The organism is Actinomycetospora lutea (assembly GCF_028737205.1).
Classification (GTDB): domain Bacteria; phylum Actinomycetota; class Actinomycetes; order Mycobacteriales; family Pseudonocardiaceae; genus Actinomycetospora; species Actinomycetospora lutea.
The window spans coordinates 26,688-52,143 of record NZ_JAQZAL010000026.1; the positions used below are offsets into that span (position 1 = coordinate 26,688).

At 74.2% G+C, this 25,456-nt stretch carries 26 protein-coding genes; 15 read left to right on the plus strand and 11 right to left on the minus strand.

The window, feature by feature from the left end; translation table 11 throughout:
* The first annotated feature begins 35 nt into the window (after positions 1-35).
* The 5 genes from PHK61_RS24385 to PHK61_RS24405 all read left to right on the plus strand — a co-directional run bounded on the left by PHK61_RS24385 (position 36) and on the right by PHK61_RS24405 (position 3,546).
* Positions 36-848: an SDR family NAD(P)-dependent oxidoreductase gene (locus PHK61_RS24385; protein WP_274283621.1), complete on the plus strand. Its 813-nt coding sequence runs from the start codon at positions 36-38 to the stop codon at positions 846-848.
* The gene (locus tag PHK61_RS24390) at positions 845-2,230 is read left to right on the plus strand and encodes a phenylacetate--CoA ligase family protein (RefSeq protein WP_274283622.1); all 1,386 of its coding nucleotides are present in this window, start codon (positions 845-847) and stop codon (positions 2,228-2,230) included. The genes PHK61_RS24385 and PHK61_RS24390 overlap by 4 nt, the downstream gene beginning before the upstream one ends.
* Before the next feature lie 18 nt (positions 2,231-2,248).
* Positions 2,249-2,563 (plus strand): hypothetical protein, encoded by a 315-nt coding sequence (locus tag PHK61_RS24395; protein ID WP_274283623.1) that lies wholly within the window; start codon positions 2,249-2,251, stop codon positions 2,561-2,563.
* On the plus strand, positions 2,560-3,060 hold the full coding sequence (locus PHK61_RS24400) for a flavin reductase family protein (RefSeq protein WP_274283624.1): 501 nt from the start codon (positions 2,560-2,562) through the stop codon (positions 3,058-3,060). Before PHK61_RS24395 ends, PHK61_RS24400 begins: the two co-directional genes overlap by 4 nt.
* Positions 3,061-3,141: 81 nt before the next feature.
* Positions 3,142-3,546 carry a RidA family protein gene (locus PHK61_RS24405; RefSeq protein WP_274283625.1) on the plus strand — a complete coding sequence of 135 codons (405 nt, stop codon included), beginning with the start codon at positions 3,142-3,144 and terminating at the stop codon, positions 3,544-3,546.
* A gap of 8 nt (positions 3,547-3,554) precedes the next feature.
* On the opposite strand, the gene PHK61_RS24410 is transcribed toward PHK61_RS24405, so the two are convergent.
* Positions 3,555-4,490: a LysR family transcriptional regulator gene (locus PHK61_RS24410; RefSeq protein WP_274283626.1), complete on the minus strand. Its 936-nt coding sequence runs from the start codon at positions 4,488-4,490 to the stop codon at positions 3,555-3,557.
* 192 nt (positions 4,491-4,682) lie between these two features.
* Between PHK61_RS24410 and PHK61_RS24415 the strand changes: the two genes are divergently transcribed.
* Positions 4,683-5,828 (plus strand): Zn-dependent alcohol dehydrogenase, encoded by a 1,146-nt coding sequence (locus PHK61_RS24415; RefSeq protein WP_274283627.1) that lies wholly within the window; start codon positions 4,683-4,685, stop codon positions 5,826-5,828.
* 177 nt (positions 5,829-6,005) lie between these two features.
* Entirely contained in the window at positions 6,006-7,031 is a 1,026-nt protein-coding gene (locus tag PHK61_RS24420; RefSeq protein WP_274283628.1) for a 6-phosphofructokinase, read from the plus strand.
* Between the two features lie 8 nt (positions 7,032-7,039).
* On the opposite strand, the gene PHK61_RS24425 is transcribed toward PHK61_RS24420, so the two are convergent.
* The 3 genes from PHK61_RS24425 to PHK61_RS24435 form a co-directional block, all read right to left on the minus strand.
* Positions 7,040-7,822 (minus strand): esterase/lipase family protein, encoded by a 783-nt coding sequence (locus PHK61_RS24425; protein ID WP_274283629.1) that lies wholly within the window; start codon positions 7,820-7,822, stop codon positions 7,040-7,042.
* A gap of 73 nt (positions 7,823-7,895) precedes the next feature.
* Positions 7,896-8,885, minus strand: coding sequence for an NAD(P)H-dependent flavin oxidoreductase (locus tag PHK61_RS24430; RefSeq protein WP_274283630.1), 990 nt, complete (start codon positions 8,883-8,885; stop codon positions 7,896-7,898).
* A gap of 96 nt (positions 8,886-8,981) precedes the next feature.
* Complete coding sequence (locus PHK61_RS24435) at positions 8,982-11,108, minus strand: DEAD/DEAH box helicase (RefSeq protein ID WP_274283631.1); 2,127 nt, start codon at positions 11,106-11,108, stop codon at positions 8,982-8,984.
* 362 nt (positions 11,109-11,470) lie between these two features.
* Here PHK61_RS24435 and PHK61_RS24440 point away from each other — a divergent pair, with 362 nt between their 5' ends.
* Both PHK61_RS24440 and PHK61_RS24445 read left to right on the plus strand, forming a co-directional pair.
* On the plus strand, positions 11,471-12,259 hold the full coding sequence (locus PHK61_RS24440) for a methyltransferase domain-containing protein (RefSeq protein WP_274283632.1): 789 nt from the start codon (positions 11,471-11,473) through the stop codon (positions 12,257-12,259).
* Positions 12,260-12,323: 64 nt separating this feature from the next.
* The gene (locus PHK61_RS24445) at positions 12,324-13,382 is read left to right on the plus strand and encodes an APC family permease (protein WP_274283633.1); all 1,059 of its coding nucleotides are present in this window, start codon (positions 12,324-12,326) and stop codon (positions 13,380-13,382) included.
* A 3-nt stretch (positions 13,383-13,385) separates the two neighbouring features.
* Here the strand turns inward: PHK61_RS24445 and PHK61_RS24450 are convergent, their stop codons facing one another.
* Complete coding sequence (locus PHK61_RS24450; protein ID WP_274283634.1) at positions 13,386-13,841, minus strand: pyridoxamine 5'-phosphate oxidase family protein; 456 nt, start codon at positions 13,839-13,841, stop codon at positions 13,386-13,388.
* A 74-nt stretch (positions 13,842-13,915) separates the two neighbouring features.
* On the opposite strand from PHK61_RS24450, the gene PHK61_RS24455 reads away from it, so the two are divergent.
* The 3 genes from PHK61_RS24455 to PHK61_RS24465 are packed head-to-tail and all read left to right on the plus strand — an operon-like array spanning position 13,916 to position 17,615.
* The gene (locus PHK61_RS24455) at positions 13,916-16,099 is read left to right on the plus strand and encodes a phosphatase domain-containing protein (RefSeq protein WP_274283635.1); all 2,184 of its coding nucleotides are present in this window, start codon (positions 13,916-13,918) and stop codon (positions 16,097-16,099) included.
* 35 nt (positions 16,100-16,134) lie between these two features.
* Positions 16,135-16,896, plus strand: a complete 762-nt coding sequence (locus tag PHK61_RS24460; RefSeq protein WP_274283636.1) for an endonuclease/exonuclease/phosphatase family protein — start codon at positions 16,135-16,137, stop codon at positions 16,894-16,896.
* 29 nt (positions 16,897-16,925) lie between these two features.
* Positions 16,926-17,615 (plus strand): CDP-alcohol phosphatidyltransferase family protein, encoded by a 690-nt coding sequence (locus PHK61_RS24465; protein ID WP_274283637.1) that lies wholly within the window; start codon positions 16,926-16,928, stop codon positions 17,613-17,615.
* A gap of 1 nt (position 17,616) precedes the next feature.
* Here the strand turns inward: PHK61_RS24465 and PHK61_RS24470 are convergent, their stop codons facing one another.
* The 4 genes from PHK61_RS24470 to PHK61_RS24485 all read right to left on the minus strand — a co-directional run bounded on the left by PHK61_RS24470 (position 17,617) and on the right by PHK61_RS24485 (position 20,783).
* On the minus strand, positions 17,617-18,006 hold the full coding sequence (locus tag PHK61_RS24470; RefSeq protein ID WP_274283638.1) for a nuclear transport factor 2 family protein: 390 nt from the start codon (positions 18,004-18,006) through the stop codon (positions 17,617-17,619).
* Positions 18,007-18,071: 65 nt separating this feature from the next.
* Positions 18,072-18,914, minus strand: a complete 843-nt coding sequence (locus PHK61_RS24475; protein ID WP_274283639.1) for an alpha/beta fold hydrolase — start codon at positions 18,912-18,914, stop codon at positions 18,072-18,074.
* On the minus strand, positions 18,907-19,527 hold the full coding sequence (locus PHK61_RS24480) for an isochorismatase family protein (protein WP_274283640.1): 621 nt from the start codon (positions 19,525-19,527) through the stop codon (positions 18,907-18,909). Before PHK61_RS24480 ends, PHK61_RS24475 begins: the two co-directional genes overlap by 8 nt.
* 11 nt (positions 19,528-19,538) lie before the next feature.
* Positions 19,539-20,783, minus strand: a complete 1,245-nt coding sequence (locus PHK61_RS24485) for a CaiB/BaiF CoA transferase family protein (protein WP_274283641.1) — start codon at positions 20,781-20,783, stop codon at positions 19,539-19,541.
* A gap of 65 nt (positions 20,784-20,848) precedes the next feature.
* Between PHK61_RS24485 and PHK61_RS24490 the strand changes: the two genes are divergently transcribed.
* Positions 20,849-21,535, plus strand: coding sequence for a GntR family transcriptional regulator (locus tag PHK61_RS24490; RefSeq protein ID WP_274283642.1), 687 nt, complete (start codon positions 20,849-20,851; stop codon positions 21,533-21,535).
* Here the strand turns inward: PHK61_RS24490 and PHK61_RS24495 are convergent.
* A complete protein-coding gene (locus PHK61_RS24495) occupies positions 21,478-22,830 on the minus strand; it encodes an MFS transporter (RefSeq protein WP_274283643.1) in 1,353 nt (450 codons plus the stop codon). The two genes, PHK61_RS24490 and PHK61_RS24495, sit on opposite strands and share 58 nt — an antisense overlap.
* Positions 22,831-23,149: 319 nt before the next feature.
* On the opposite strand from PHK61_RS24495, the gene PHK61_RS24500 reads away from it, so the two are divergent.
* Together PHK61_RS24500 and PHK61_RS24505 are read left to right on the plus strand one after the other, a co-directional pair.
* On the plus strand, positions 23,150-23,854 hold the full coding sequence (locus PHK61_RS24500; RefSeq protein WP_274283644.1) for a type 1 glutamine amidotransferase: 705 nt from the start codon (positions 23,150-23,152) through the stop codon (positions 23,852-23,854).
* Positions 23,851-24,504: a helix-turn-helix domain-containing protein gene (locus PHK61_RS24505; protein WP_274283645.1), complete on the plus strand. Its 654-nt coding sequence runs from the start codon at positions 23,851-23,853 to the stop codon at positions 24,502-24,504. Before PHK61_RS24500 ends, PHK61_RS24505 begins: the two co-directional genes overlap by 4 nt.
* Positions 24,505-24,523: 19 nt before the next feature.
* On the opposite strand, the gene PHK61_RS24510 is transcribed toward PHK61_RS24505, so the two are convergent.
* Positions 24,524-25,444, minus strand: a complete 921-nt coding sequence (locus PHK61_RS24510; protein WP_274283646.1) for a bifunctional 5,10-methylenetetrahydrofolate dehydrogenase/5,10-methenyltetrahydrofolate cyclohydrolase — start codon at positions 25,442-25,444, stop codon at positions 24,524-24,526.
* Positions 25,445-25,456: the final 12 nt, after the last annotated feature.

The window sequence follows — 25,456 nt, forward strand, 5'->3', positions numbered from 1 at the left end:
CCCGCGCGCCGTCGTGACGACCCGAAGGAGTCAGCGTGGACCTGTCCGGTCGGACCGCCCTGGTCACGGGCGCCGGCAGCGGCATCGGCAAGGGCATCGCGAGGGCGCTGCTCGAGGGCGGTGCGAACGTGGTCGGGCTCGAGATCGAGCCGGCCAACATCAAGTCGGCCGGTGAGGAGCTCGCGGGCGGCGATCGTCTCGCCTGGTCGGAGGGCTCGGTGACCGTCGCGGCGGACGTCGAGGCCGCGTTCGACCTCGCCGAGAGCCGCTTCGGCACGGTCGAGCACCTCGTCAACAACGCCGGTACCGCGTCGCTGTCGCTGGTGATCGACACGAGCGAGGACGACTGGGACCTCATCGTCGACACCTGCCTCAAGGGCACGTTCCTGTGCACCAGGGCGTTCGCCCGCCGGGCACTGGCCGCCGGTCGGGGCGGCTCGGTCGTCAACATCTCGTCGCTCAACGCGATCGCCGCGACCGACGGCCTGGGGCACTACTGCGCCGCCAAGGCCGGCGTCATGAACTTCACCAAGGTGTGCGCCGGGGAGCTCGGGCGCCACGGCATCCGGGTCAACGCGATCGGGCCCGGCACCGTCAACACGCCACTGGGCGCCGGCTTCACCGTCGGTCGGATCGGCCAGGAGTTCCTCGACCGCACGATGGTCGGTCCGCCGCGGCACCAGGAGCCCTCCGACATCGCCGACGTCGCGCTCTTCCTGATGTCCCCGGCGGCCGGGCGGATCACCGGCCACTTCATCCCCGTCGACGGCGGCCAGCACGTGCGCGGTCTGCACTCCTACTGGGACGTCGCCGAGGCGCAGGGCATCGTCGCGCGGCCGGCGCCGTGACCACCGAGGCACGGCCGCAGGCGGTCGCCGTCGACGACCGCGGGTTCCCGCGCTTCTGGGACGCCGAGCGCGAGACCCGCAACCCCGCCGAGCGCGACCGCATCGTCCTCGAGCGCATGCAGCACCAGCTGCACTACGTCTACACCGAGCTCCCGTTCTACCGGCGCCTCTACGACGCCCACGACTTCCACCCCGACCAGGTGCGCTCGCTCGAGGACTTCACGGCGAAGGTCCCGGTGATCACCAAGAAGATGCTCATCGCCGACCAGCGCGAGCACCCGCCGTTCGGCAGCTACACCCCCGAGTTCGCGCCGGGCCAGATCGCGCGGATCCACGGCTCGTCGGGCACCTCGGGGACGCCGACGATGTACGCGGTCTCCCACGGCGACTGGCAGCGGGCCGCCGACGTGCACGCCATGGCGCAGTGGTGCGCGGGCATCCGGCCCGACGACCTCGTGCAGGTCGGCTTCCCGTTCGGGCTGTTCTTCGGCGGCTGGGGCGTCGTGCAGGGCGCCGAGCGGATCGGCGCCACGGTCTTCCCGCTCGGGGTCACCGACTCCGAGCGGCACCTCGAGCTGATCACCGCGCTGGGCTCGACGGTCTTCAGCGCCACGCCGTCCTACTGCATCCACCTGCTCTCGGTCGCCGAGCGCCTCGGCATCGACCTGGCCGCGAGCAGCGTGCGGCGCATCCTGGTCGGGGGCGAGCCCGGGGGCAGCCTGCCGGGCACCCGGAAGATCATCGAGGAGGGCTGGGGCGCGATCGCCAGCGACGCCGGCTCCACCTCGGAGATGTACCCGTTCCAGACCAGCGTGGGCTGCGAGGCCGGGACCGGCACCCACCTGATCACCGACGAGGTGTTCACCGAGGTTGTCGCCGTCGACGACCTCAACACCGCCGTCCCCGTCGGCGAGCGCGGCGCGGTCGTCTACACCCACCTCTGGCGCGCGTCGCAGCCCATGATCCGGTTCGCGCCCGGGGACGAGACGTACCTGGCCACCGACCCGTGTCCGTGCGGGCGCACCTACCCGCGCCTGCCCGAGGGGATCCTCGGCCGCCTCGACGACATGCTCGTCATCCGCGGCGCCAACGTCTTCCCCAGCGCCGTCGAGACCGGCCTGCGCACCGTCCCGGAGCTCGGTCCCGAGTTCCGCATCCTGGTGACCAAGGCGGGCGCGCTCGACGAGATGACCGTCGAGGCCGAGCTCACGCCCCGTGCGGCGAGCGAGGCGGTCGACCGCGAGGAGCTCGTCGGCCGGATCGAGGACGCCCTGCGGCGCAGCGTCCACATCCGCGTGCCCGTGACGCTGCTCGAGCCCGGGACCCTGCCCGAGACCACGTTCAAGGCCCGCCGCGTCGTCGACCAGCGACCGCGGAGCTGACCCGGAAGGAACCGAGACGTGATCGTCCAGCTGTCCGCGGACGCGGCCCGCGTGGCCGAACCCGACGACTGCACCAGCCTCCACGTGGCGACGGCGCTGCCCGCCGACGCCGTCGACGCCGCCCTGCGCGGGACGGGGACGGGTCACCTCCAGACCGACGACGCCCTGCTCGACGTCGAGACCCTGCGCACCCGCGCCCGGGCCGGCGCCGACGCGCCGGACTGGGACGAGCGCTGGGCGAAGATGATCGACTACGCGCGGTCGAAGGGCTGGCTCACCGCGGACGACGCCGCCGTGCGGGCCCACGTCGAGTACGACGGAGGGCGCGCGTGACCGGCCCGGCGCGGGTCCGGGTGCCGCTGGCCGCCGACGACCTGCGCCAGGTCTACGGTCGCTTCCCGACCGGCGTGGTCGCCGTGTGCGCCGAGGTGGACGGCGCCCCCGTCGGGCTCGCGGTGAGCACCTTCGTCCCGGTGTCGCTCGACCCGCCGCTGGTCAGCATCTGCGTGCGGACCGCGTCGACGACCTGGCCCGCCCTCCGGCGGGCCCCGCAGCTCGGGATCAGCGTCCTCGGGGCGCACCACGAGGGCGTGGCCCGCGCGCTGGCCGGCCCCGCCGAGCACCGCTTCCGCGACGTCGCCACCGAGCGCCGGGACGGGGCCGCGCTCTTCGTCACCGGCGCCCCGCTGGCCCTCGCCGTGAGCGTCGTGGACGACGTCGTCGCCGGTGACCACCTCATCGCCGTGTGCCGGGTGAACGAGGTCCTCGTCGACGACGAGCACGGCCCGCTGGTGTTCCACCGCAGCGCGCTGCACCCGTGGGCCGCCTGAGGGAATCGTTGTCGCGCCGCGACCCCTCGCTGTCCTCGGAGCGCCCAGGCTGGCCCCCCGACCGAGCCCGAGGGGGGAGCCATGAGCACGCCGCACCAGTCGATCAGCCCGTGGACCTGGCAGGACCAGTTCGGCTTCGCCCAGGCGGTGGCCGCCGCACCCCCCTCGCGGTGGGTCTTCTGCTCGGGCCAGGCCTCGTCGGGCCCCGAGGGCGACACCCTGCACGTCGGCGACATGCGCGCGCAGGTGGCCCAGGCGTTCGACAACCTCGAGGCCGTGCTCGAGAAGGCGGGCGCCGACATGTCCCAGGTCGTGCGGCTGAACTACTTCACCACGGACGCGGACGCGCTCCTGGGCGCGTGGGACCTGGTCGTCGAACGCCTCGGCAAGGCCGGGATCCAGCCGGCCAGCACCTTGCTCGGCGTCGCCCGCCTCGCCTTCCCCGACATGCTCGTCGAGATCGAGGCGACGGCCCTCGTGCCCTAGTGACCGCGTCACCCCGCGATCCCGGCGGACGTCACCCTCCCGGTCACCTCCCGCAGGGTGGCCAGGAACCGTTGGGGTGCCGAGGTGCCGCTCTCGCGCCGGGAACCGGTCACCGTCAGGATGCGGGATCCGACGTCGACGGCGGTCGCGAAGATGCTCACGCCCGCGGTGTGCCCGTGCGACAGGGTGAGGTCGGGGACGATGGCCGCCCCCAGTCCCGCGGCCACGAGTGCCAGCATCGTCTGCGATTCCGTGCAGATGTGCTGGTGACCGGGTCGGATCGCGTACTCGCGACAGAGCCGGTCGAGCATCTGGCGCGTCGGTCGGTCGTTCGGTGACGTGACCCAGGTGCCGGCGAGGAGTTCCTCGATGCTGCCCGGGGTCGCCCACACCCCGGGCACGGCGATACGGAACTGTTCGCGGAACAGCTCGTCCTCGACGAGACCGGGGTACGGCGTCGCCGGGCTGGTCCGGTCGACGTAGCGCTCACCGATGAGCAGGTCGAGCTCGCCCGCGCGGAGCAGGTTGACGCCCTGGGTCTCGTTCACCTCGATCACCTGCACGCTGAGTGCCGCGTCGGTGATCGCGAGCTGCTGGAGGGTCGGGACGACGAGGTGGTGCAGCGCGGTGGCGAAGCCGCCGATGCGCACCGTGCCGGACGTGCCCTCCCGCAGGCGCTCGGCCTCGCGCTGGGCCTCGGCCAGGGCGACCGCGACGTCGTCGGCACGCTGGGCGAGCGCCAGACCGGCCTCGGTGAGCCGGACGGTCCGCCCGCCACCGCGCTGCGTGCGGTCGAGCAGGGTCAGTTTCGCCTCGGCCTCGAGCCGCACCAGGTGCTGGGACACCCCCGACGCCGTCAGGTGCAGGGCGGTCGCCGCCGCGTGCACGCTGCCGGTGCGGTGCACCGCGCGCAGGACGAGGAGGCGGTGCGGGTCGATCGGCATGAAGTGATGCTGAACCAGGACTGGAGCAGCTGTCACTGCCGTCGACGACCAGCGTCGTGCAGAATCGGTGCCGTCGGAGGAACGGTCGCATTCCCGTCTCCGTGGAGAATTGTCCTCTCGCCCTTCGCCGGTCCTTTCCGGACGGGGCGGCGATTCGACCCGGCCGCGATCGCCGGAACGGAGTCAGGGCGGATGGAAATCATCGCCTCGGTCATGACCTGCCCCGACGAACCGTTGGAGACGGTCACGCTGGAACTGTCGGATCCGCGGCCCGACGAGGTGCTCGTGCGGCTCGCGGCCACCGGCATCTGCGCCTCCGACGCGCACACCCACACCGGGCGCATCCCGTCGCCCGCACCGTGCGTGCTCGGCCACGAGGGCGCCGGTGTCGTGGAGCGGATCGGGGCGAACGTCACCCACGTGGCCGTCGGCGACCACGTCGCGCTCTCGTGGATGCCCAGCTGCGGGGTGTGCCGCCACTGCGTCTCGGGACGGCCGGTCCTGTGCAGCGCGGCGGCCCCCGCCCTGCTCGCCGGGACGCTGCTCGACGGCACCGTCCGCCTGCACCGTGGCACCGAGCCGGTGAGCCACTACTCGTTCCTGTCGACCTTCGCCACCCACACCGTGGTGCCCGGTTCCAGCGCCGTGCCCATCGGCCGCCACGTCCCGCTGGCCGTCGCGAGCCTGGTGGGCTGCGGCATCCTCACCGGCTACGGCGCCGTCGTGAACAAGGCCCGGGTCACCCCCGGCAGCTCGATCGTGGTGTTCGGCGCCGGCGGCGTCGGGCTGAGCGCGGTGATGGCGGCCCGCGTCAGCGGGGCCGGACAGATCATCGTCGTCGACCCGGTCGCGGCGAAGCTCGAGGAGGCGGTGGCGTTCGGGGCGACCGACGGGCTCGTCCCCTCCGACGACCTCGTCGAGCGCCTCCGCGACCTCAGCGGCGGCGGCGTCGACTACGCGATCGACGCCGCCGGGGGAGAGGGCATCCTCGGCCAGGCGTTCGGCGCGACCATCCCGGGCGGCACCATCGTGTGCGTGGGTATGCCGGACGTCGCCGCCCGGCCCTCGCTGCCCGGCCCGGAGCTCGTGCGCGACGAGAAGATCATCACCGGCAGCCTCTACGGGTCGTCCCGGCCCAGCATCGACATCCCGTCGATCCTGCGGCAGTACACGGCGGGGACCCTGCCGCTCGACCGCATGATCACCAAGGCGTACGAACTCGACCAGATCGACCGTGCCTTCGCCGACATGCGGGAGGGCCGGCTCAAGCGGGGCGTGGTCGTGTTCGACGAGCACCTGGCCGGGCTCGCGGGCCCGGCCGTCACGCTGGCGGCGTAGGCGACGTCGGCCCCGGCCGGAGAGGATCTCGAGGACCGGCCCGGGCAGCCCCGCCGCCACCACCACCACCACGCGACCAGCCCGCCCGTCGCACCTGCCCCGGCGAACACGGCGCACGGTGACCTGCGTCATGATGGCGCCGCGGACCTTCTGGATCGATGACGGGAGCACGGGCGGATGCGCGTGGGTGTGCTGACCGGTGGCGGCGACTGCCCCGGTCTCAATGCGGTCATCCGGGCCATCGTCCGGCGTGGTGTCCCCGAGTACGGGTACGAGTTCCTCGGCTTCCGAGACGGCTGGCGCGGTCCGCTGGAGGCCGAGACCCGGTCGCTGGACATCCCGGCCGTGCGCGGGCTGCTCCCGCGCGGCGGCACGATCCTCGGCTCGTCGCGGACCAACCCGTTCGCCATCGAGGACGGCGTCGAGCGCATCCGGCGCAACCTCCAGTCCCTCGGCGTCGACGCGCTGGTGGCCATCGGCGGGGAGGACACCCTGGGGGTCGCGAGCGAGCTCTACGAGAAGGGCGTCAAGGTCGTCGGGGTGCCGAAGACGATCGACAACGACCTCTCCGGCACCGACTACACCTTCGGCTTCGACACCGCGGTGAACATCGCGACCGAGGCGATCGACCGTCTCCACACCACCGCCGAGTCCCACCACCGCGCGCTGATCGTCGAGGTCATGGGCCGCCACGCAGGCTGGATCGCGCTGCACTCGGGCATGGCCGGCGGAGCGAACGCCATCCTCATCCCCGAGGTCCGGTTCGACCTCGGGCAGGTCTGCGCCTGGGTGGAGAGCCGCTTCCGGTTGGACTACGCGCCGATCATCGTCGTGTCCGAGGGTGCGATGCCCCAGGGCGGCGAGGCCGTGCTGGCCTCGGGCGGGAAGGACGAGTTCGGCCACGTCCGCCTCGGCGGCATCGGCGACTGGCTGGCCCACGAGATCGAGTCGCGCACCGGCAAGGAGGCCCGCACCACCGTGCTCGGCCACGTGCAGCGCGGGGGGACGCCCAGCGCGCGCGACCGCTGGCTCGCCACCCGCTTCGGCCTGCACGCGATCGACGCCGTCGCGAGCGGGCAGTGGGGCCAGATGACCGCGCTGCGCGGCAGCGAGATCACGATGGTGCCGCTGCGCGAGGCGACCGAGCAGCTCAAGCTCGTCGACCCCGCCCTCTACGCCGAGGCGGCGGTCTTCTTCGGCTGACCGACTCGTCACTCGGTCCCGACCAGGACCGGCCAGCCGACGCCCTCGGAGTGGAGCGTCACGCAGTCCGCCTCGGTCGGGCGGGGGAGCGGGCGGGTCCCGAGGGCCCGCAGGACGAGGCCCACCACCAGCCGCGAGCCGGGCAGCGAGGCGTGCGGCGTCCGCGCCGCCGGGCAGATCGCCTGCAGGCGGACCGCCGCGACGCCGGGCAGCGCCGCGGAGTCGGGCGGCACGACGACCTCGTCGGCGTCGGTCCACACCGAGAGCCACGGGACGGCCGGCCGCGGCCGCGTGGCGAGGTCGGTGAGCAGCGCGCTCCCCGGGGCGAGCTGGCGGCAGGCCTGCTCGCACGTCTCGGGGGCCAGGACCGTGGCCGCGGCGGCGACCTGTGTGCCCCGCAGCGGGGAGCCGAGGGTGACGACGCGGCGCACCGCCGGCGCGGTCCGCCCGGTCGCCAGGTACTGCCACACGGCGACGCCGCCCGAGGAGAAGCCGATGAGGTCGACGGTGGTGGCGCCGTGGCGCAGCAGGTCGCGGACCGTGCGGTCGATCGCGGCCGCCTGGGCGCGCAGGTCGCCGGTCCCGTGCTCCGGGAGCGTCATGACGACACTCGGCCGGCCCACGATGCGCAGCCGGAAGGCCAGGCCGTTCAGGACGTCGCGGGCCCCGCCGTGGCCGGGGACCAGGACGACCGGACCCTTGTCGAGCGGGTCCGCGGCGGCGGGCACGCCCCACTCGCGCACGACGACGCCCGTCACGAGCGTCGCCGTCACGAGCACGACCGCGGTCACCGCGAGGAGGAACCTCCGCCGCCGTGGCGAGCGGTCGGAGAACGGTGCCCACCGCATCCCGGCGGCCGGGGAGTCAGCCCGAGCGCGCGGCGTCGGCGTCGGCGGCGAGGGTCCTCACGATCTCGGCGGCGGGCCGGACGTCCGACACCAGCGAGCAGGACTCCCCGGCGTAGAGCACCGAGGCGTCCAGGTCGCCCTCGAAGCCGTCCATCGGCATGAAGATGCTGTAGCGCGGCAGGTCGACGGTCTGCCCGCCGACGGGCATCTTGCCGGTGACTTCGCCCTCGCCGGCCCGCTGGCCGCTCGCCGGCGACCCGGCCTCGAGCCACTCCTCGACGATCCGGTTGCGCAGCACCCGGTGCGCCGCGTCGGGCCACTCGACGTCGAACAGCTTGGTGTGGATGGTGTCGGCCCCGGTGGCGGCGACCACCCGGTCCTTGTACGCCGCGCGGGACTCGTCGCTGCACAGGAACCTCGTCCCGAGCGACACCGCCTGCGCCCCGAGGGCCAACGCGGCGGCCACCCCGCGGCCGTCGCCGATGCCGCCCGAGGCCACGACCGGCAGCGGCGCGACGGCGTCGACGGTGGCGGGCAGGACGGTCGCCAGCCCCTCGACGCCGCGCACGTGACCGCCCGCCTCGACGCCCTGGATCATCACCGCGTCCACGCCGGCGTCGGCGGCGGCGCGGGCCTCGTCGGCGGACCCCACGTGGGCGACCAGCCAGGAACCGGCCGCGTGGGCGCGCTCGACGTAGGGGCCCGGGTCGCCCCAGAACAGGACGAGCACCGAGACGCCCTCCTCGAGGCAGCACTCGACCGGGGCGTCGTCGGGGAGCAGCGGCAGGATGAGGTTGGCGCCGAGGGGCCGGTCGGTGAGCGTGCGCGCCTCGCGGAGCTGCTCGCGCACCACCGGCTCGGGCAGCCCGCCCATGCCCAGCACGCCGAGCCCGCCGGCGTTCGACACCGCCGCGGCCAGGGCCGGACCGGCCAGACCACCGCCCATCCCCGCATTCCAGATCGGGAGCTCGACTCCCAGGGTCCGGCAGAGGTCCGTGGTCAGCATGCCGACGCTCCCGCCCGTGGTCTGGAGGTGGTCCACCAGCACTGTCGCGCTCGGGCGGAAGCACCGTCAACGGCCGGACGGACGCACCGGGCCTGTTCAGGCGGTCGTGGTCAGGGCCTCCGTGAGCAGGGCGACGAGCGCCGCGTGCTGTGCGTCGGTCGAGGTCCCGAGCTCCTCGTCGGACCCGTCGAGGGCGACGGCGGCGAGGTTGGCCTTCTCGCCGAGCAGGTCGGCGATCCGGGCGTCGATGGTCTGCGCGGCGAGGATGCGCCAGGCCGTGACCGGCTGGGTCTGGCCGATGCGGTGGCAGCGGTCGATGGCCTGGGTCTGCTCCGCGGCGGTCCAGGGCAGCTCGGCGAGCACGATGTCCGAGGCCACCTGGAGGTTGATGCCCACCCCGGCCGCGGTCAGCGAGCACACGGCGACCGCGACGTCCGGGTCCTCGACGAAGGCGTCGATGTTGCGCTGCCGGACGGTGGGGGTCTGGTCGCCGCGGATCGAGGAGTACCGCACGCCCTGCTTGGCGAACAGATCCTCGGCGGCGTCCATGACGTCGACGTGCTTGGCGAAGAACACGACCTTGCCCGAGCTGCGGGCGAGCTGGGCGGCGTAGTCGGCGGCGAGCGTCGCCTTCGCCTGCCCGATGCGGCGCATCATGCTGAAGACGTTGTCGCCGTTCGACGCGCCGGCCGCGTCCTTCTGCTCCCAGGTGGCGACGCGGGCCACGAGGTCGTGGTCGATCCCCTCGACGGGGCCGGAGTCGCGGGCGGCGAGCGCGTCGGTGTAGCGCTGCACCATCCGCTGGGCGAGGTCCCGCTCGGCCGCGCGGATCGAGCGCCCCGTCGGGCCGTCGAGCTCGACGGGGAGGTCGGCGATGCGGCGGGCCGGGATGTCGGCGGCCACGTCGATCTTCCGGCGGCGGACGACTCCACGGTCGACGACGGCCCGGCGGGCGGCGGGGTAGAAGCCCCGGTCGGCAGGGGTCAGGCCCGTCTCGGTCAGGGCGTCCATGAGGGCTCCGACCGGCTTCTTCACGTCGATCCAGCCGAGGAACTCCCAGATGGCGAGGAAGTCCTCGATGTCGTTGATCAGCGGCGTGCCGGTGAGCGCCATGAGCAGCGGGTCCGCGCTGAACGACCGGATCTTCTCCGAGAGCGCCAGCACGTGCTGCGATCGCTGCGAGGTCTTGTTCTTGATGAAGTGCGCCTCGTCGACGACCATCCCGCGGAAGCCGAAGTCGCGCAGCCACCCGACGTGCCGGTCGAGGACCTCGTAGTTGACGACGACGATGTCGGCGAAGCCGTCGACGTTCTCGCCGTCGCCCTGGATCGCGGTGGCCTTGCGCCGCGTCGACCACAGGCCGGCCTCGCGCACCCAGTTCGTCTTGACGACGTTGGGGGCGACGACGAGCAGGGGATATGCCTTCGCCGCCTCGGCCGCGAGCAGCGCCTGCGCGGTCTTGCCCAGCCCGGGCTCGTCGGCGAGCAGGAAGGTGCGGTGGCCCTCCGCGGCGGCCGCGACGACCCCCGCCTGGTGCGGCATGAGCTCCTTGCCGCCGGCCGCCTTGCGGGAGCCGGACGTCGGCAGGGCCATGCAGGCCGCGCCGTCGCCGGCGCGCTCGAACGAGCGCAGCAGCGGGTCGAGCAGCTCCCAGCCGTCGAGGCGGGTCGGGCGGGCCGCGGTCGGGCGCGCGGCCGAGAAGTCGGGGGCCAGGAACGGGTTGGCCATCTGCCGGGACACGACCGACTGCGGCACCACGCCCTGCTTGGCGGGCGCCGGGGCCGGCTCCTCCTCCTCGGCGGGCGGGGCCTCCTCGCGCGGCGGCGTGATGCCCGCGCGGCGCATCATGTCGCGCTCGAGCGAGCGGGCCTCGTCGGAGACGACGGCGTCCTCGCCGAGCAGGGCCAGGAGCGCCTGGTCGCGGACGGCCGTGCGGGCCAGCGACGTCGCGACGTCGTCGAGCTTCTTGAGCCGCTCGGTGCGACGGGCGTCGCTGAGGTCCTCGTTCGCCCGGATGCGGGCGCGTTCGTCGCGCAGCAGCAGCGCGACCGCCTGGAACTTGGTGCGGGTCGCTGCCGTCGCCCGGCCCTTCTTGAGGGCGGCGCCGATCTCGTCGACCGCGCGTGTGAGCACCGAGACGACGTCCTCGCGCCGACGGCCGTTCTGCGGGCGACCGGGGTTGCCGCGGCGGCCCCGGGACTGGGGCTGGCCTCGACGAGCCATGTGCCTCCTCCGGCACGACGTGCAGACGTCGTGCGTGATGGACCCGCGGAGAGCCGGGGTGGCCCCCTGCGGCGCGAGCCGGACCGCGGGTCCGCGGCGACGCCGCGTGTTCCCGGACGGCGCGTCGGATCCGGCGCCATCGGTCGGGCTCGCTGTGCCACTGCCCGAGAACGAGCAGCGGACGGCGTGCCGTCTCGACCATCGTACTCCCGACACCGCGCGGACGTCCGACCGACGCGCCCGTGATCGCCGCGGACGTCTCTCCGCGCGGAGCCCCGTCGCTGATCTGCGTCCGAACGGTGGCCCCGGGGAGGGGTCGGCGTCCCTATGGTTGCCCCTTCCCCGGGAGAGCGAGGCTGTCGATGACCCTGCTGCAGTTCGGGGACGAGGGCGCCCGGCGGATCGAGCGCGTGTACGCCACGCCCGACGTGATCGGGCAGCGCGAGCAGGTGCTCGAGTTGCTGGCCCCGCTCGCCGGCGAGGAGGTCCTCGACGTCGGGTCCGGACCCGGGTTCCTGCTGCGCGCGATCGCCGAGGCGGTGGGTCCGGCGGGTTCCGCGCGGGGCCTGGACCCGAGCCCGGCGATGAACGCGGTGGCACTCGCGCGCTGCGCCGACGTCGCCTGGGTCGGCATCGACGAGGGCGGCGCGGAGGCCCTGCCCTACGCGGCCGGGTCCTTCGACGCGGTGGTGTCGACCCAGGTCTACGAGTACGTCGTCGACGTCGCGGGGGCGCTCGTCGAGGCGCGGCGGGTGCTGCGGCCGGGCGGGCGCGTCGTCGTCCTCGACACCGACTGGGACTCGGTGGTCTGGCACGCCGCCGACCGCGAGCTGCACCGGCGCGTCATGGCGGCGTGGGAGGAGCACCTGGTCGACCCGCGCCTGCCCCGCGTCCTGCCCGGCCTGCTGGAGCGCGCCGGGTTCCGGGTCACCGACCGCCGGCTGATCCCGGTGTTCAACCCGGTGTACGCCGAGGACACCTACAGCGCCGGGACGATCGACACCATCGGCGCCTTCGTCACCGGCCGGCAGGGCCTCACCGAGCAGGACGTGGCGCGCTGGGCCGCGGACCTGCGCTCCCGCGGCACCGACTACCTGTTCAGCCTCAACCGGTACTGCTTCGTCGCCAGCGCGACGGGGGAGCCGCCGTGATCAGCGCGTGAGCTCGTCACGGTCTGGAGGCGCGTAACTGCGGCGCGTCACGGACGATGTGGCGATGGCCGAGACCGGAGCGGGCGAGCAGACGGCGCCGGACACCAAGCTCGCGCGCAACGTCGGCGCTGTCCTGCTGTTCTTCTTCATCGTGGGCGACACGCTCGGCGCGGGGATCTACACCCTCGTCGGCACGATGGCCGAGGACGTCGGCGGCGTGCTGTGGCTCCCGCTGGTGATCGCGCTCGTGGTGGCGCTGCTGACCGCGGGCACGTACGCGGAGATGATCAGCAAGTACCCGCACGCCGGCGGCGCCGCGCGCTACGCCGAGCGCGCCTACAGGACACCGTTCCTCACCTTCATCGTCGGCTTCTTCATGCTCTCGTCGGGGATCGTCACCGCCGCGCTGCTGGCCAACGCCTTCTCCGGCGACTACTTCACGACGCTGGTCGCCCTGCCCGCCGACGTCCTCGGCAGCGGGGGCGGCGACGCGTCGCGCATCCTCACGCCGTCGCCGGACCAGCCCCTGCTCACGGGCGCCTTCGCCGCGTCGGTCGTCGCGTTCTTCTCGTTCCTGGGCTTCGAGGCCGCGGCGAACATGGCCGAGGAGGTCAAGCAGCCCAGCAGGGCCTACCCGCGGGCGCTCTTCGGGGCGGTCGGCACCGCCGGTCTCGTCTACCTGCTGATCGCGCTCGGGTCCGCGATCGTGGTCGACCCGAACGTGATGGCGCAGTCCACCGGTCCGCTGCTCGAGGTGATCACCGCGTCGGGGCTGCCGATCCCCGGCTGGGTGTTCTCCCTGATCGCTCTGGTGGCGATCGCCAACGGTGCGCTGCTGTTCGTCGGCACCATCAGCACGCTCGCCGACACCACCGTGCTCCTGCTGCTGTTCGTGCTCATCTCCACGAACGTCTCGTGCCTGGTGCTCAAGAAGGACCGGGTGCCGCACGACCACTTCCGGGTGCCCGCCGTCGTGCCGGTGCTCGCCATCGTGGCCAGCATCGTGCTGCTCACCCAGCAGTCGGTCGAGATCTGGCTGCTCGGCGCGGGCTTCGTCGTCGTCGGGACGATCCTGTTCCTCGTCGCCCTCCTCGGCCGGCGCCGCGAGACCGCGGCCGCCTGACCGCTACTCCCGCTCGACCGTCCGCAGGCCTCGCGTCGGCGTCCACCACTCGACGACGAGGAGCGTGGCCCGCGGATCCAGGTGGGTGTGCACGACCTCGGTGACGTCGGCGCGGAACAGGTCGCCGCCCGTCCCCTCGGTGACCTCGCCCGACACGACCGCGCGCCCCGCGATCTTGGCCTCGCCGGGCCACTGCGCCTCCTGGCCGTCGACGGGGTCGACGGTGGCGCTGTGCAGGGCGAAGCGCGGGTCGCGGCGCAGGTCGGCCCCCTTGCGGGCCGCGGGCATCGAGCCGAAGGTCAGCTCGCCGTCGTCGAACGCGGTCTCGATGCCGGAGATCCGCGGCGAGCCGTCGGCGCGCAGCGTCGCGAGCGTCTTGTGGCGGTGGGCGTCGAACAGCGCGCGGACCCGTGCTGCGAACTCCGGCACCGCGCTCTCGACATCGCGCCAGCTGGTCATGCGCCGATGATGGCGCCGGGGTCCGACACCGCCGGCGCTTGTCCCCGTTCGGCCCAGCCGCCACGATGCGAAGCGTGACGACCGGGGGATCGCGGGAGCTCGGGGTCGTCTACGATGTCGACGGGGTCATGCGCATCGCGCCGATCCGCCGGCAGTGGGGCCGGCTGAGGGCACTCGTGGCGCACGGACCGCGCGACCGGCGCTCCCTGCTCGGCATGCAGCGCGTGCTCGCGGTGCTCGCCGAGGACGACCCGCCCGCCGAGGTGTACTTCCTGACCGCCCTGCCCGACAAGCTGGTCCGTCCCCTGCGCGCGGCCCTGCGCCACGACCAGTACCCGCGCGGCACGCTGCTGATGGCCGGACGGTCGTTGTTCTCGGGGTGGCTGTTCGGTGCCGGCCTCGACCGCAAGCGCGCCACGCTCGACCGTCTCGCCGAGCAGCGCCCCGACATGTCCTTCGTGCTCGTCGGCGACGACGCCGGCCACGACCCGGCGCTCTTCACCGGCTTCGCGGACGCCCACCCGGGGCGGGTCGCCGCGATCGCCATGCGCCGCCTGCTCGGGGTCGCGGACGCGTCCACGTGCACCGACGGCGACGGCCCGCCGGTCGTCGAGGCCCCGAACGGCGAGGAGATGCTGCCCGGCCTGCGCGAGGTCCTGGGCCTCGGGCGGGACGCGCGGGAGCCGCGGATCGACGACTGGTTCCTCACCGAGGCCCAGCGCGGCAACCCCGCCACGCGTCTGCGCCCGTGGACCGAGGGCAACGACGTGCGCCTGCGCGTGCACGGCACCGCCTACTACCGGGTCCTCGCCGAGCGCCTCGCCCGCACGGGACCCGGGGACCAGGTGCTCTTCCTCGGTTGGCGCGGCGACGGCGACCAGCGGCTCACCGAGGACGGCACGACCGTCGCCGACGCGCTCGTGGACGCGGCGCGCTGCGGGGCCCGCGTGTGCGGGCTGCTGTGGCGCTCCCACCTGTCGGCGTTCGGCTACCACGTCACGCAGAACCGCCGCCTCGCCGCCGCCCTGCGCGCCGTCGGCGCCGAGGTGCTGCTCGACCAGCGCATCCGCCCGCTCGGCAGCCACCACCAGAAGCTCGTCGTCGTCCGCCACGACACCGACCCCCGCGACGACGTCGCCTTCGTCGGCGGCATCGACCTCGTGCTCGGCGCCCGCGACGACATCGCGCACCGCGGCGACCCGCAGTCCAGCGCGGCCGCCGACGCCTACGACCGCGACCCCCGCCACGACGCCCAGCTCGAGCTGCGCGGGCCGGTGGTCCGGGACCTCCACGAGGTGTTCTTCGAGCGCTGGGTGGACCCGACGCCGCTGGTCCGGCTGCCCTGGCACGTGGTGCCCGACCTGGTCCACCGCCTGCCCCGGCACGGGTCCCTGCTCCCGGCGCCGACCCCGGACCCGCCGGCGAGCGGCTCGTGCGCGATCCAGGTCCTGCGCACCTACCCGCGCCGCACTTCGCCGACCCCGTTCGCGCCGTGGGGCGAGCGCAGCGTCGCCCGCGCGTTCATCAAGGCGCTGGGACGGGCCCAGCGACTGGTCTACGTCGAGGACCAGTACCTGTGGTCCGCGGACGTCGCCCGCGTCTTCGCCGCCGCCCTGCGCCGCGCCCCCGGGCTGCACCTCGTCGCCGTCGTCCCGCGCCCGCACCGCGACGCCGGCCCGAACCCGGCCATGATCGGGCAGGCCGAGGCCATGGCGATGGTGCACGAGGCCGGCGGCGACCGCGTGCAGATCCTCGACGTCGAGAACGACGAGGCGAGCCCGGTGTACGTGCACGCCAAGGTGTGCGTGATCGACGACGTGTGGGCCACGGTCGGCAGCAACAACTTCAACACACGGTCCTGGACCCACGACTCCGAGCTGGTCTGCGCGGTCCTCGACGAGGAGCGCGACGGGCGGGCGCCCGCGGACCCCGGCGGCCTCGGCGACGGCGCCCGGACCTTCGCCCGCCGGCTGCGCCTCGAGCTGATGCGCGAGCACCTCGGGCTGGCCGACGACGACCCCATCCTCGACCCCGACGACGCCGCTGCGCTCGTGCGGTCGCGCGCGGCCGCGCTGGACTCCTGGCACGGCGCGGGGGCGCAGGGACCGCGGCCGCCGGGCCGGCTGCGCCGCCACACGCCCGTGCACGAACAGGTGGAGATCACCTTCCGGCGGCGCTGGATCACCGGCCCCGCCTACCGGATGGTGCTCGACCCCGACGGGCGCCCGATGCGCGCGCGCCTGCAGCGGACCTATTGAATGGGGCCATCGGGGAGACGACGCGCCTGCGGGCCATGAGCTTCAACATCCGCGGCTTCTCCACGCCCATCGACGGGCGGAACCGGTGGTCGCGGCGGGCCGCGGCCAACGTCGCGACGGTGCGCGAGCAGGCGCCGGACGTGCTCGGGGTGCAGGAGCTCCAGCAGGCGGCGCTCGCGACCTACCGCGAGGAGCTCACCGGCTACGACATGGTCCTCGGCCCCGCGGCCGGCCTGGGCGGGCGCCACGAGTACAACGCCATCCTCTGGGCCCGCGACCGGCTCGAGCTCCTCGACACCGGCGGGTTCTGGCTCAGCGAGACCCCGGAGGCGTCGTCGGCGTCCTGGGGCACCCGCAACGTCCGCGCCCTGAACTGGGCGAGCTTCGCGGTCCGCGGCACCGACGCGACCTTCCGCCACGTCAACGTCCACCTCGACCACTGGAGCGACCGCGCGCGGGAGGAGAGCGCGCACCTGCTCCTGCGGCGCCTCGGCGACCCCCGCCCGACCGTGCTGACCGGCGACTTCAACTGCCCGCCCGGCTCGCCGCCGCACCGGACGCTGCTCGAGCACGGGTTCGAGGACACGGCGGTCCGCGACGAGGACACCTTCCGCGGGTTCGGCCGGGTCGACGCCGCCGTGGCGCGCCGGTTCCACGGCGGGCGGCTGCGCCTCGACTGGATCCTCGTCGGCGGTCAGCCGGGCCGCTGGGACGTCGAGGACTCGTGGACCGTGCGCGACACCGGGGCGAGCGACCACGACCCGGTGGTCGCGGATCTCCGGCTGTCCGGACGTTGACGGTTAGAGTGCTGGCCGGGGTGATGCGGGTGGACCCGGACGACCACGAGGGCTACGTCGACCGCTGGTCGCGGGCCCACGGCGGTTACGACGTCCGCTCCTCGCGACCCGCCCGCGCCTGGCTGCGGATCGCGCACTTCCTCGGCGCCCCGCTGGCCCGCCGCGGCGTGCCGCCGACCCGGGTGACGCTGGTCGGCGGACTCGGCGCGGTCGCCGTCGGGGCCGTCGCCGCGCTCGGCGGGCGCTGGCCCCTGCTCGCCGCGGTCCTCGTCGTGGTCGTCGCGGTGCTCGACGGCGTCGACGGGGCGGTCGCGGAGCTGACCGACTCGGCGACCGCCTGGGGCCGCGTGGTCGACCAGCTCGTCGACCGCGTCGGCGACCTCAGCATGGTCGCCGGGCTGTGGGCCCTCGGCGCGCCCGGACCGCTGTGCGCCGCGGCCGCGGTGCTCACCGTGCTCGACGAGGCGATCCGCGGCGGGGCGGCCGCCGAGGGCGTCGGCGGGGTCGGGCTGGTGAGCTTCCCCGAGCGCCCGGCGCGCCTGGTGATCGGCGGCCTCGCGCTGCTCGCGGCGGGCGTGGTCCCGACGGCCGCCGCCACGGTGGTCTCCGTGGCCGCGGCGATCTGGACCCTGCTGGCCGTCGTCGCGACCGTGCAGCTCGTGGTCAACGTCCGGCGGCAGCTGCACGGACGGCCGCACCGCGTGATCGGGGACGCCTGACCTACCCCGGGTCGACGATCTTCCAGTAGGAGTCCTTGCGGACGACCTTCCCCGCGCGGAACTCCCAGTGGTCGCACCCCCGGACACGCACCTCGTCCCCGTCGGGGGTGGTGCCGGTGAGCAGCCACTCCGAGACGCCGAGGTCGCCGCTCACCCAGTGCCGGTCGTCGCCGTAGTGGACGTCGGGCAGCCCCGCGAAGCGGCTCGCCAGGCCCTCCCGCACCGCCGCCCGGCCGACGAGACGCCGCCCCCAGGGATCGGGACCCCGCGGCATGTCGAGCGAGCAGTCCTCGGCGAAGAACTCCATGATCGCGTCCAGGTCGTGGGCGTTGAACGCCGCCGTGACGGCCTCCAGCGTCTCCCGGTTCGACGAACTCCCCTTAGACTCCATGCCGCCATGGGACGCCCCCGACCCGGCGCCGCCCGATACGTACTTCCCGCCCGGACGGCAGGCGGTCAGGACGCCGGCGCGAGCTCGCCCACCTCCGCGTAGAACGCGCGCAGCAGCGCGTCGAGGCGCATCTTCTGCTCCTTGCCGGCGATGACGTGCGAGGCGTCCCACCACGTCTCCTCCCGGGCGTCGGACAGGAGCTCGGCGAGCAGGCCGGTGTGGTCGACGGTGGTGATCGGGTCGCGGCCGGCGTGCAGCACGAACGCCGGGACCTGGATCGCACCGAGGCGCTCGCGCGTGTCGTGGCCCAGGCACGCCTCGACGAGCCGGCCGTGGGCGTCGGCGTGCCCGGCGAGATCGCCCCACGCCCCGGCCGGACCGAGCAGCCGGTCGCGGTGCCGGTCGTAGAACGCCGGGGCGAAGCTCAGCGACGCGCACAGCATCTGGAACGCCGCGAACCCCAGCTCCTGGTGCACGCGGCGCAGCATCGTGAGCTGGTCGGACAGGGCGGCGTCGGCGTACGCCCAGGACCCGGTCATGAACAGCGAGCGCACGAGGTCGGGGCGCCGGATCGCCAGCTCCTGGCCGATGCAGGCGCCCATCCCCACCATGCCGAGCACGTGCACCGCGGTGTCAGACCGTCCGCCGAGGTGGTCGAGCAGCGCGGCGACGTCGTCGGCGTACGAGCCGGTGGAGGCCTCGGCGTCGGGGCGGTCCTCGCTCTCGCCCAGCCCGCGGTAGTCGAGGACGACGACCTCGAAGTCGGCGACCGCCGCGCGCGGGAGGTCGCCGAGGCGGCCGTGGCAGTAGGTGCCCCAGCCGCCCATGGCGACCATCCGCGGACGGTCCTCGCCCGCCCCGTGCACCTCGTAGTACAGACGGCGCCCGTCGACGACGATCTCAGGCACCGGCGATCGCCTCGAGCCCCGCGACGGCCTCGTCGACGCCGATGACGTCCGCGTAGCGGCGGCCCACGTCGGCGAGGTTCGCCCGGTGCGCCTCCTGCTGCTGGTCGCCGCAGCACTCGCCGACCACGATCGTGCGCAGCCCGTGGGAGAAGGCGTCGACGATCGAGGCGCGGATGCAGCCCGAGGTCATGCAGCCCAGGACGACGACGGTGTCGACGTCCCAGTAGCGCAGGATCGACGCGACCGGGGTCCCGAAGAACGCCGACGGCGCCTTCTTGATCACCAGCTCGTCGGTCGGGTGCCAGACCTTGGGGTCGATCTCCGCGCCCGCCGAGCCCGGCGTGATCTTCCCGAGCTCGGGCATCTTCCAGCGCCCCAGGTCGGCGGGGCCGTCGAACGCGACGGCGGTGTGCAGCACCGGGACCCCGAGCGCCCGGGCGCGGTCGAGCAGCGGGCCGCTGCGCTCGACCGCGTCGCGCACGGACGGGCTGCGCCCCAGCGCGAACTCGCCCTCGGTCAGCGCGCGCTGGAAGTCGACGACCAGCATCGCGGCGCGCCGCCCGAAGCCGATGTCGTGGCTGGAGTAGCCGGCGGCGTCGAACTCGTCGGTCACGGTGTCCACTCCTAGATGACGTCCGCCGCGCGCAGCTCGCGCACGGCCTCGGGGGTGTAGCCAAGGCGCTCGGTGAGCACCTCGTCGGTGTGCTCGCCGAGCTCGGGGCCCAGCCAGCGCACCTCGCCGGGCGAGCCCGACAGCCGCGGGAACACGTTCTGCATGGGGAACTCGCCGAAGCGCGGGTCGGCCATCGACAGGATCGACTCCCGTGCCCGGAAGTGCGGGTCGGCGAGCATCTCCTGCGCGCGGTAGATCGGCCCCGCCGGGACGCCGTGCTCCTCGAGGTGGGTGAGCACGGCGTCGGCGGTCCGCGTCGAGGTCCACGCGGCGACGATCGCATCGAGCTCCTCGGCGTGGGCCCCGCGCGCGCCGTGGGTGGCGAAGCGCTCGTCGTCGGCGAGCTCGGGGCGCCCCATGGCGCCGGCCAGGCGGCGGAAGACCGTGTCCATGTTCGCCGCCACGAGCACGCTGCCCCCGTCGCCGGTGGGGTAGACGTTGCTCGGGGCGACGCCGGGCAGTGTCGCCCCGGTGCGGGTGCGCTCGTGGCCGGCGAGCACCCACTCCGGGATCAGGGACTCGGTGACCGCCAGGACCGACTCGTAGATCGACGCGTCGACCACCTGCCCCAGCCCGGTGCGGCGGCGGTGCTCGAGCGCGGCCAGCGCGCCGAGTGCGCCGAACATCGCGGTCAGCGTGTCGCCGAGCGAGATCCCGCAGCGCCCCGGCGGCCGGTCGGGCTCGCCGACGAGGTGGCGCAGCCCGCCCATCGCCTCGCCGATCGACGCGTAGCCGGCGCGGTGGGCGTAGGGGCCGGTCTGCCCGTAGCCGCTGATCCGCACCATGATCAGCCCGGGGTGCTCGGTGGCGAGCGTCGCGTGGTCGAGGCCCCAGCGCTCGAGGGTCCCGGGGCGGAAGTTCTCGACGACGATGTCGGCCTCGCCGGCCAGCTTCCGCGCGATCTCGCGACCCTCGGGAGTGCGCAGGTCGCACGTCACCGACCGCTTGTTGCGGGCGACGATCGGCCACCACAGCGAGCGGTCGTCCGCCTTCTGGCCCCACTGGCGCATGACGTCGCCGCGCTGCGGGTCCTCGATCTTGACGACGTCCGCGCCGTGGTCGGCCATCAGCTGCGCGCAGTACGGGCCGGCGAGCAGCTGCCCCATCTCGAGGACGCGGACGCCGGCGAGGGCGCCGGCGGCGGGCTCGGCGGTCTGCGGGTCGGCGACCCGGTCGTCGGCGGCGTACGCCGTCATGCACGTGCTCCTGTCTGCTGGTCGATGGCCTCGGTGTCGATAAGGTCCCGGGCCGTGGAGCTGCGGTGAACCGCGCCGACACGGCCTATCGCCGGCTGCGGCGCGAGATCCTCGAGGGGGTGCTCCCCCCGGGGACGCCGCTGCCCGAGGTCGAGTCGGCGGAGCGGCTCGGGGTCAGCCGCACCCCGGTGCGCGAGGCGCTGGGGCGTCTGGCGGGGGAGTCGCTGGTCGAGGTGTCGCCGCGCCGGGCCGCCCGCGTGGCCCGCTGGCGCCCCGAGATGCAGCAGGAGATCCTCGACCTGCGCGTCGTGCTGGAGTCGCACGCCGCCGAGCTGGCCGCCGGCAGCATCGGGCCCGACGACCTGGCGACGCTCGAGCAGCTCTGCGACGAGGGGGACGCGGTGGTCGCCGCGTCGACGGTCGACCTCGTCGCCTTCGCCGAGAACGCGCGCGTGTTCCACCTGGCGCTCGCCGCGGCGACCGGGCGGCCGCGCCTCGAGGCGATGGTCCACGGGCTGCTCGACGTGCCCGCGGTCGCGGCGCGCTACAGCGCCTTCCGCCCCGAGGACTTCGTGCGCAGCGCCGCCCACCACCACGAGCTCGTCGAGGCGCTGCGGGCGGGCAACGCGCCCTGGGCGGGCCACCTCATGCGGGCCCACATCCTGGCGGCGCGGGCGGCGATGCGGATCGACGGTCACGGCGACGCCACCGACGAGGCCGAGAGCTCGGGACCGGGCGAGCCGGCCGGGTAGCGCGGCAGGCGGCGCAGCATCGCGACGCCCGCCACCGAGGCCAGGCCGCCGAGCACGAGCGCGATCGCCAGGGGCACCGACGAGCCGCCGAACGTCTGGACCAGCGCGAGCGCCGGCAGCGGCAGCAGCGCGCCGCCGATGACGTTGGCGAGGGCGAAGGACACCGCGACGCCGGTGTAGCGCAGCCGCACGGGGAACACGTCGCTCATCAGCGACGGGAGCGCGCCGTTGCCGAGGCCGTAGGGGATCACGCCGATCGCCATGGCGAGCCACAGCAGCGCCGGCTCGCCGGTCGCGACCAGCCCGAACGCCGGGAACGCCCAGACGACGGTGAAGATCCCGGCGACGAGGACGAGCCGCTCGCGCGACACCTTCTTGGCCAGCAGCGCCGCGCCGATCGTGTAGGGCACGAGCAGCAGGCCGCACAGGACCAGGCCGATCTGGACGTCGTGCGCGTCGACGCCCTCGACGTAGCTCTTGGCGTAGGCGAGCAGGCCGGTCATCAGCGCGTAGACGACGACGATGATCGCGAGCCAGGAGAGGGTCACCGCGAGGATCGGCCGGCCGGCCTCGCGCATCGTGGCGGCGAAGGTGGCCGGGACCTCGTCGCGCGTCTGCTTGAAGTCCGGCGTCTCCTCCAGCCGCAGCCGGACGACCATGCCGAGCGCGACGAGCACGAACCCGGCGAGGAACGGCACCCGCCAGCCCCAGGACAGGAACGTCTCCTCGTCGACCGCCGACGCCACGACCAGCAGGGACGCGGCCGCCAGCGCCAGACCGAGCACCGAGCCGACCTGGGGGAGCGAGCCGTAGAGCACCCGGCGCGACGGGGGCGCGTGCTCGACGGCCACCGCGACCGCGCCACCCCACTCACCGCCGACCGCGAGGCCCTGGACGAGGCGCAGGACCACCAGGAGCACCGGGGCGGCCACGCCGATCGCGGCGTAGGTGGGCAGCAGGCCGACGCCGGCGGACGCGACGCCCATGAGCGAGAGCGAGAGGACCAGCGCGCCGCGACGCCCCCACCGGTCGCCGAGACGCCCGAAGACCCAGGCGCCCAGCGGCCGCACGAAGAACGCGACGGCGTGGCTGGACAGCGCGGCGAGCGTCCCGAGCCAGGGCTGCGCGCCGGGGAAGAACAGCGGCCCGAACACCAGCGCGGCGACGAAGGTGTACAGGATGAAGTCGTAGATCTCGACCAGCGTGCCGATCATGCACACGAACGCGGTGCGGCCCGGCGAGAGGCCGGTCCTCGGCGGTGCGGACGTGGGCGCCATCTGCTCGGTCGGACGCATGTCCCCGCCTCTCCCGTCCCGCCGCGCGCGGGCTCCTGGGAGGACAGCGTGCAGTGATCCGGGTCATCAGCACAAGGGCTCTTGTATACCCGAGGGCACATCCCCGCGCCGCACATGCAGCGAGGGGCGAGGAAACCCGCATCTTGCATACACGAACGCCTCGTGGACGCCGGGGTCGGGTCCCCGACCGGCGTCCACGAGGGCATGGCCGACCACCGAGATCGGTGGCTGAGCCCACGATGCCGCCCCCGTCCGGGTTGACCTAGCGTGGACGGCGGCTCCTGACAGGAGACGTACGACGGCACGGGGAACGGGAACGATGAGCGAGGACCGACGGGTGCTGTTCCTGCAGCACCAGGACGACTGCGGGCCGGGCCACCTCGGCGATCGCGTGCGGGAGCTCGGGCTGCCGGTGGAGGTCGCCCACCTCTCCCACGGCGATCGCCCCGCGGACCCGCGCCGCTACGCCCTCGTGGTGGCCCTCGGCTCCGACGACTCGACGCTCGACGCGGCGGTCCCCTACCTCGCCGACGAGCGGGCGTTCCTGTCCGACGCCGTCGCCGCGGAGGTCCCGGTGCTCGGCGTCTGCTTCGGCGCGCAGCTGCTCGCCACCGTCCTGGGTGCCCGCGTCCGCCCGCTCGACCGCCCCGAGATCGGGTGGCTCGACGTCGACAGCGTCGCCCCCGACGTGGTCGGGCCCGGGCCCTGGCTCGTGTGGCACCTCGACGCGTTCGACTGCCCGCCCGACGCCGAGCTGCTCGCGACGACCGACGTCGCCGTGCAGGCGTTCCGGCAGGGCCCGCATCTCGGCGTCCAGTTCCACCCGGAGGCGACGCCGGAGAGCGCCGGGGCGTGGGCGGCCAAGTACGCCGGGGCCCTCACGTCGGTCGGTGTGGATCGGTCGGCCCTGCTCGCCGAGACCGACCGGCGGCAGCCCGAGTCCCGCGAACGGGCAGCTCAGCTGGTCGATCGGATGGTGAACGGCGTTTCCTCAGCGGGCGCGCGGACTACTCTGGGCTCGTGACCTCTGCGACCGACGACCCCGGGGCGGCGGAGCCCGGCGCCGTGCCGGAGGAACCGACCGCCCCGGGTCTCGGTGAGCTCGAGCACGTCATCGCCTCCCGCACCCGGGAGTACCGGATCGCCAAGGGCCTGACGATGACGTCGCTGGCGCGCCGGGTCGGCATGTCGAAGGCCATGCTCTCGAAGATCGAGAACGCGCAGACCTCGTGCAGCCTCTCGGTCCTCTCCCGCCTGGCCGCGGCTCTGGAGATCCCGGTGACCGCGCTGTTCCGCGGCATCGACTCCGATCGCGAGGCGGTGTTCACGCCGGCCGGACGCGGCGCGGAGATCTCACGCCGGGGCAGCAACGTCGGGCACGTCTACCGGATGCTCGGGGCGCTGCGCGGCCAGCACAAGCGCCTCGAGCCGCTCCTGTGCACGCTCACCGAGGCGAGCGAGGTCTTCCCCCTCTTCCAGCACCCGGGCACCGAGTTCCTCTTCATGCTCGACGGGGTCATGCGCTACGTGCACGGCGACGCGCAGTACGAGATGCACGCGGGCGACTCGCTGATCTTCGACGGCGAGGGTCCGCACGGCCCGTCGGAGCTGGTGCAGCTCCCGATCACCTTCCTGACGGTCACCGGCTTCGGCCACATGCCGCCGGTGCCCTGAGGAGGCCCCTGAGGAGTCATCAGCGGCGCTTCGCCGCCCGCTCGGCGGCGAGCACCGTGTTCTGCACCAACCACACGTCGGTCACCGGCCCCACCCCGCCCGGCACGGGTGTCGCGGCACGGGCCACGGCCGCGACGGCGGGGTCCACGTCGCCGACGAGTCGAGTCCGCCCGGTCACCGGGTCGCGCACCGGGTTGATGCCGACGTCGAGGACGACCGCGCCGGGCGCGACGTGCTCCACGCCGATCAGCCCGGGGACGCCGGCGGCCACGACGAGCACGTCGCCGAGACGCGTGTACTGCGCGAGACGCCCGGTCCGGCTGGCGTTCTCGTCGCACGTGACGACGACGGCGCCCCGCTCCGCGGCGAGGGTGGCGGCGGGCTTGCCGACGTTGTTGCTCCGCCCGACGACGCAGATGGTCGACGCGCCGTAGAAGGCCTCGCCCTCGACGCCCACCTCGTCGAGCCACGCGTCGAGCAGGTGGAAGACCGACGCCGGGGTGGAGGGCACGAAGCGCGGCGTCCCGAGCGCGAGCAGCCCCGCGTTCTCGGGGTGGACCGCCTCGATGTCCTTCGCCGGGTCGAGCGCGGTGAAGATCTCGCCCTCGTCGAGGTGCGGGGGGAGGGGCCGGAGCACGAGGATCCCGCTGACGGTGGGGTCCGCCCCGAGCCCGACGACGAGCTCCAGCACCTCCTCCCGCGTCGTGTTCTCCGGCAGCGGGTGATGGCGGTGCACGATGCCGACCGCCGACGCGGCGCGGGCGAGGCGCCGGGCGTAAGCCTGCGCCGCGTAGTCGGACCCCACGAGCACGGTGGCCAGCCCGCAGCGCACGCCGAGGCCCGCGAGCCGCTCGACGTCGAACGCGACCTGCAGCTGGAGCGACCGCGCCCGTGCCCTCCCGTCGATGACGGCGGTGGGGGACGACCTCTCGACCATCATCGCCGTGCCGCC

Excerpts from the sequence above, each read along its gene's own strand:
- PHK61_RS24410 (WP_274283626.1), bottom strand. The coding sequence starts at position 4,490 with ATGCCGATCGACCCGCACCGCCTCCTCGTCCTGCGCGCGGTGCACCGC.
- PHK61_RS24445 (WP_274283633.1), top strand. The coding sequence starts at position 12,324 with ATGGCCGAGACCGGAGCGGGCGAGCAGACGGCGCCGGACACCAAGCTC.
- PHK61_RS24470 (WP_274283638.1), bottom strand. The coding sequence starts at position 18,006 with ATGGAGTCTAAGGGGAGTTCGTCGAACCGGGAGACGCTGGAGGCCGTC.
- PHK61_RS24500 (WP_274283644.1), top strand. The coding sequence starts at position 23,150 with ATGAGCGAGGACCGACGGGTGCTGTTCCTGCAGCACCAGGACGACTGC.
- PHK61_RS24460 (WP_274283636.1), top strand. The coding sequence starts at position 16,135 with ATGAGCTTCAACATCCGCGGCTTCTCCACGCCCATCGACGGGCGGAAC.
- PHK61_RS24420 (WP_274283628.1), top strand. The coding sequence starts at position 6,006 with ATGCGCGTGGGTGTGCTGACCGGTGGCGGCGACTGCCCCGGTCTCAAT.
- PHK61_RS24440 (WP_274283632.1), top strand. The coding sequence starts at position 11,471 with ATGACCCTGCTGCAGTTCGGGGACGAGGGCGCCCGGCGGATCGAGCGC.
- PHK61_RS24435 (WP_274283631.1), bottom strand. The coding sequence starts at position 11,108 with ATGGCTCGTCGAGGCCAGCCCCAGTCCCGGGGCCGCCGCGGCAACCCC.
- PHK61_RS24450 (WP_274283634.1), bottom strand. The coding sequence starts at position 13,841 with ATGACCAGCTGGCGCGATGTCGAGAGCGCGGTGCCGGAGTTCGCAGCA.
- PHK61_RS24510 (WP_274283646.1), bottom strand. The coding sequence starts at position 25,444 with ATGATGGTCGAGAGGTCGTCCCCCACCGCCGTCATCGACGGGAGGGCA.
- PHK61_RS24495 (WP_274283643.1), bottom strand. The coding sequence starts at position 22,830 with ATGCGTCCGACCGAGCAGATGGCGCCCACGTCCGCACCGCCGAGGACC.
- PHK61_RS24405 (WP_274283625.1), top strand. The coding sequence starts at position 3,142 with ATGAGCACGCCGCACCAGTCGATCAGCCCGTGGACCTGGCAGGACCAG.
- PHK61_RS24415 (WP_274283627.1), top strand. The coding sequence starts at position 4,683 with ATGGAAATCATCGCCTCGGTCATGACCTGCCCCGACGAACCGTTGGAG.
- PHK61_RS24485 (WP_274283641.1), bottom strand. The coding sequence starts at position 20,783 with ATGACGGCGTACGCCGCCGACGACCGGGTCGCCGACCCGCAGACCGCC.
- PHK61_RS24430 (WP_274283630.1), bottom strand. The coding sequence starts at position 8,885 with ATGCTGACCACGGACCTCTGCCGGACCCTGGGAGTCGAGCTCCCGATC.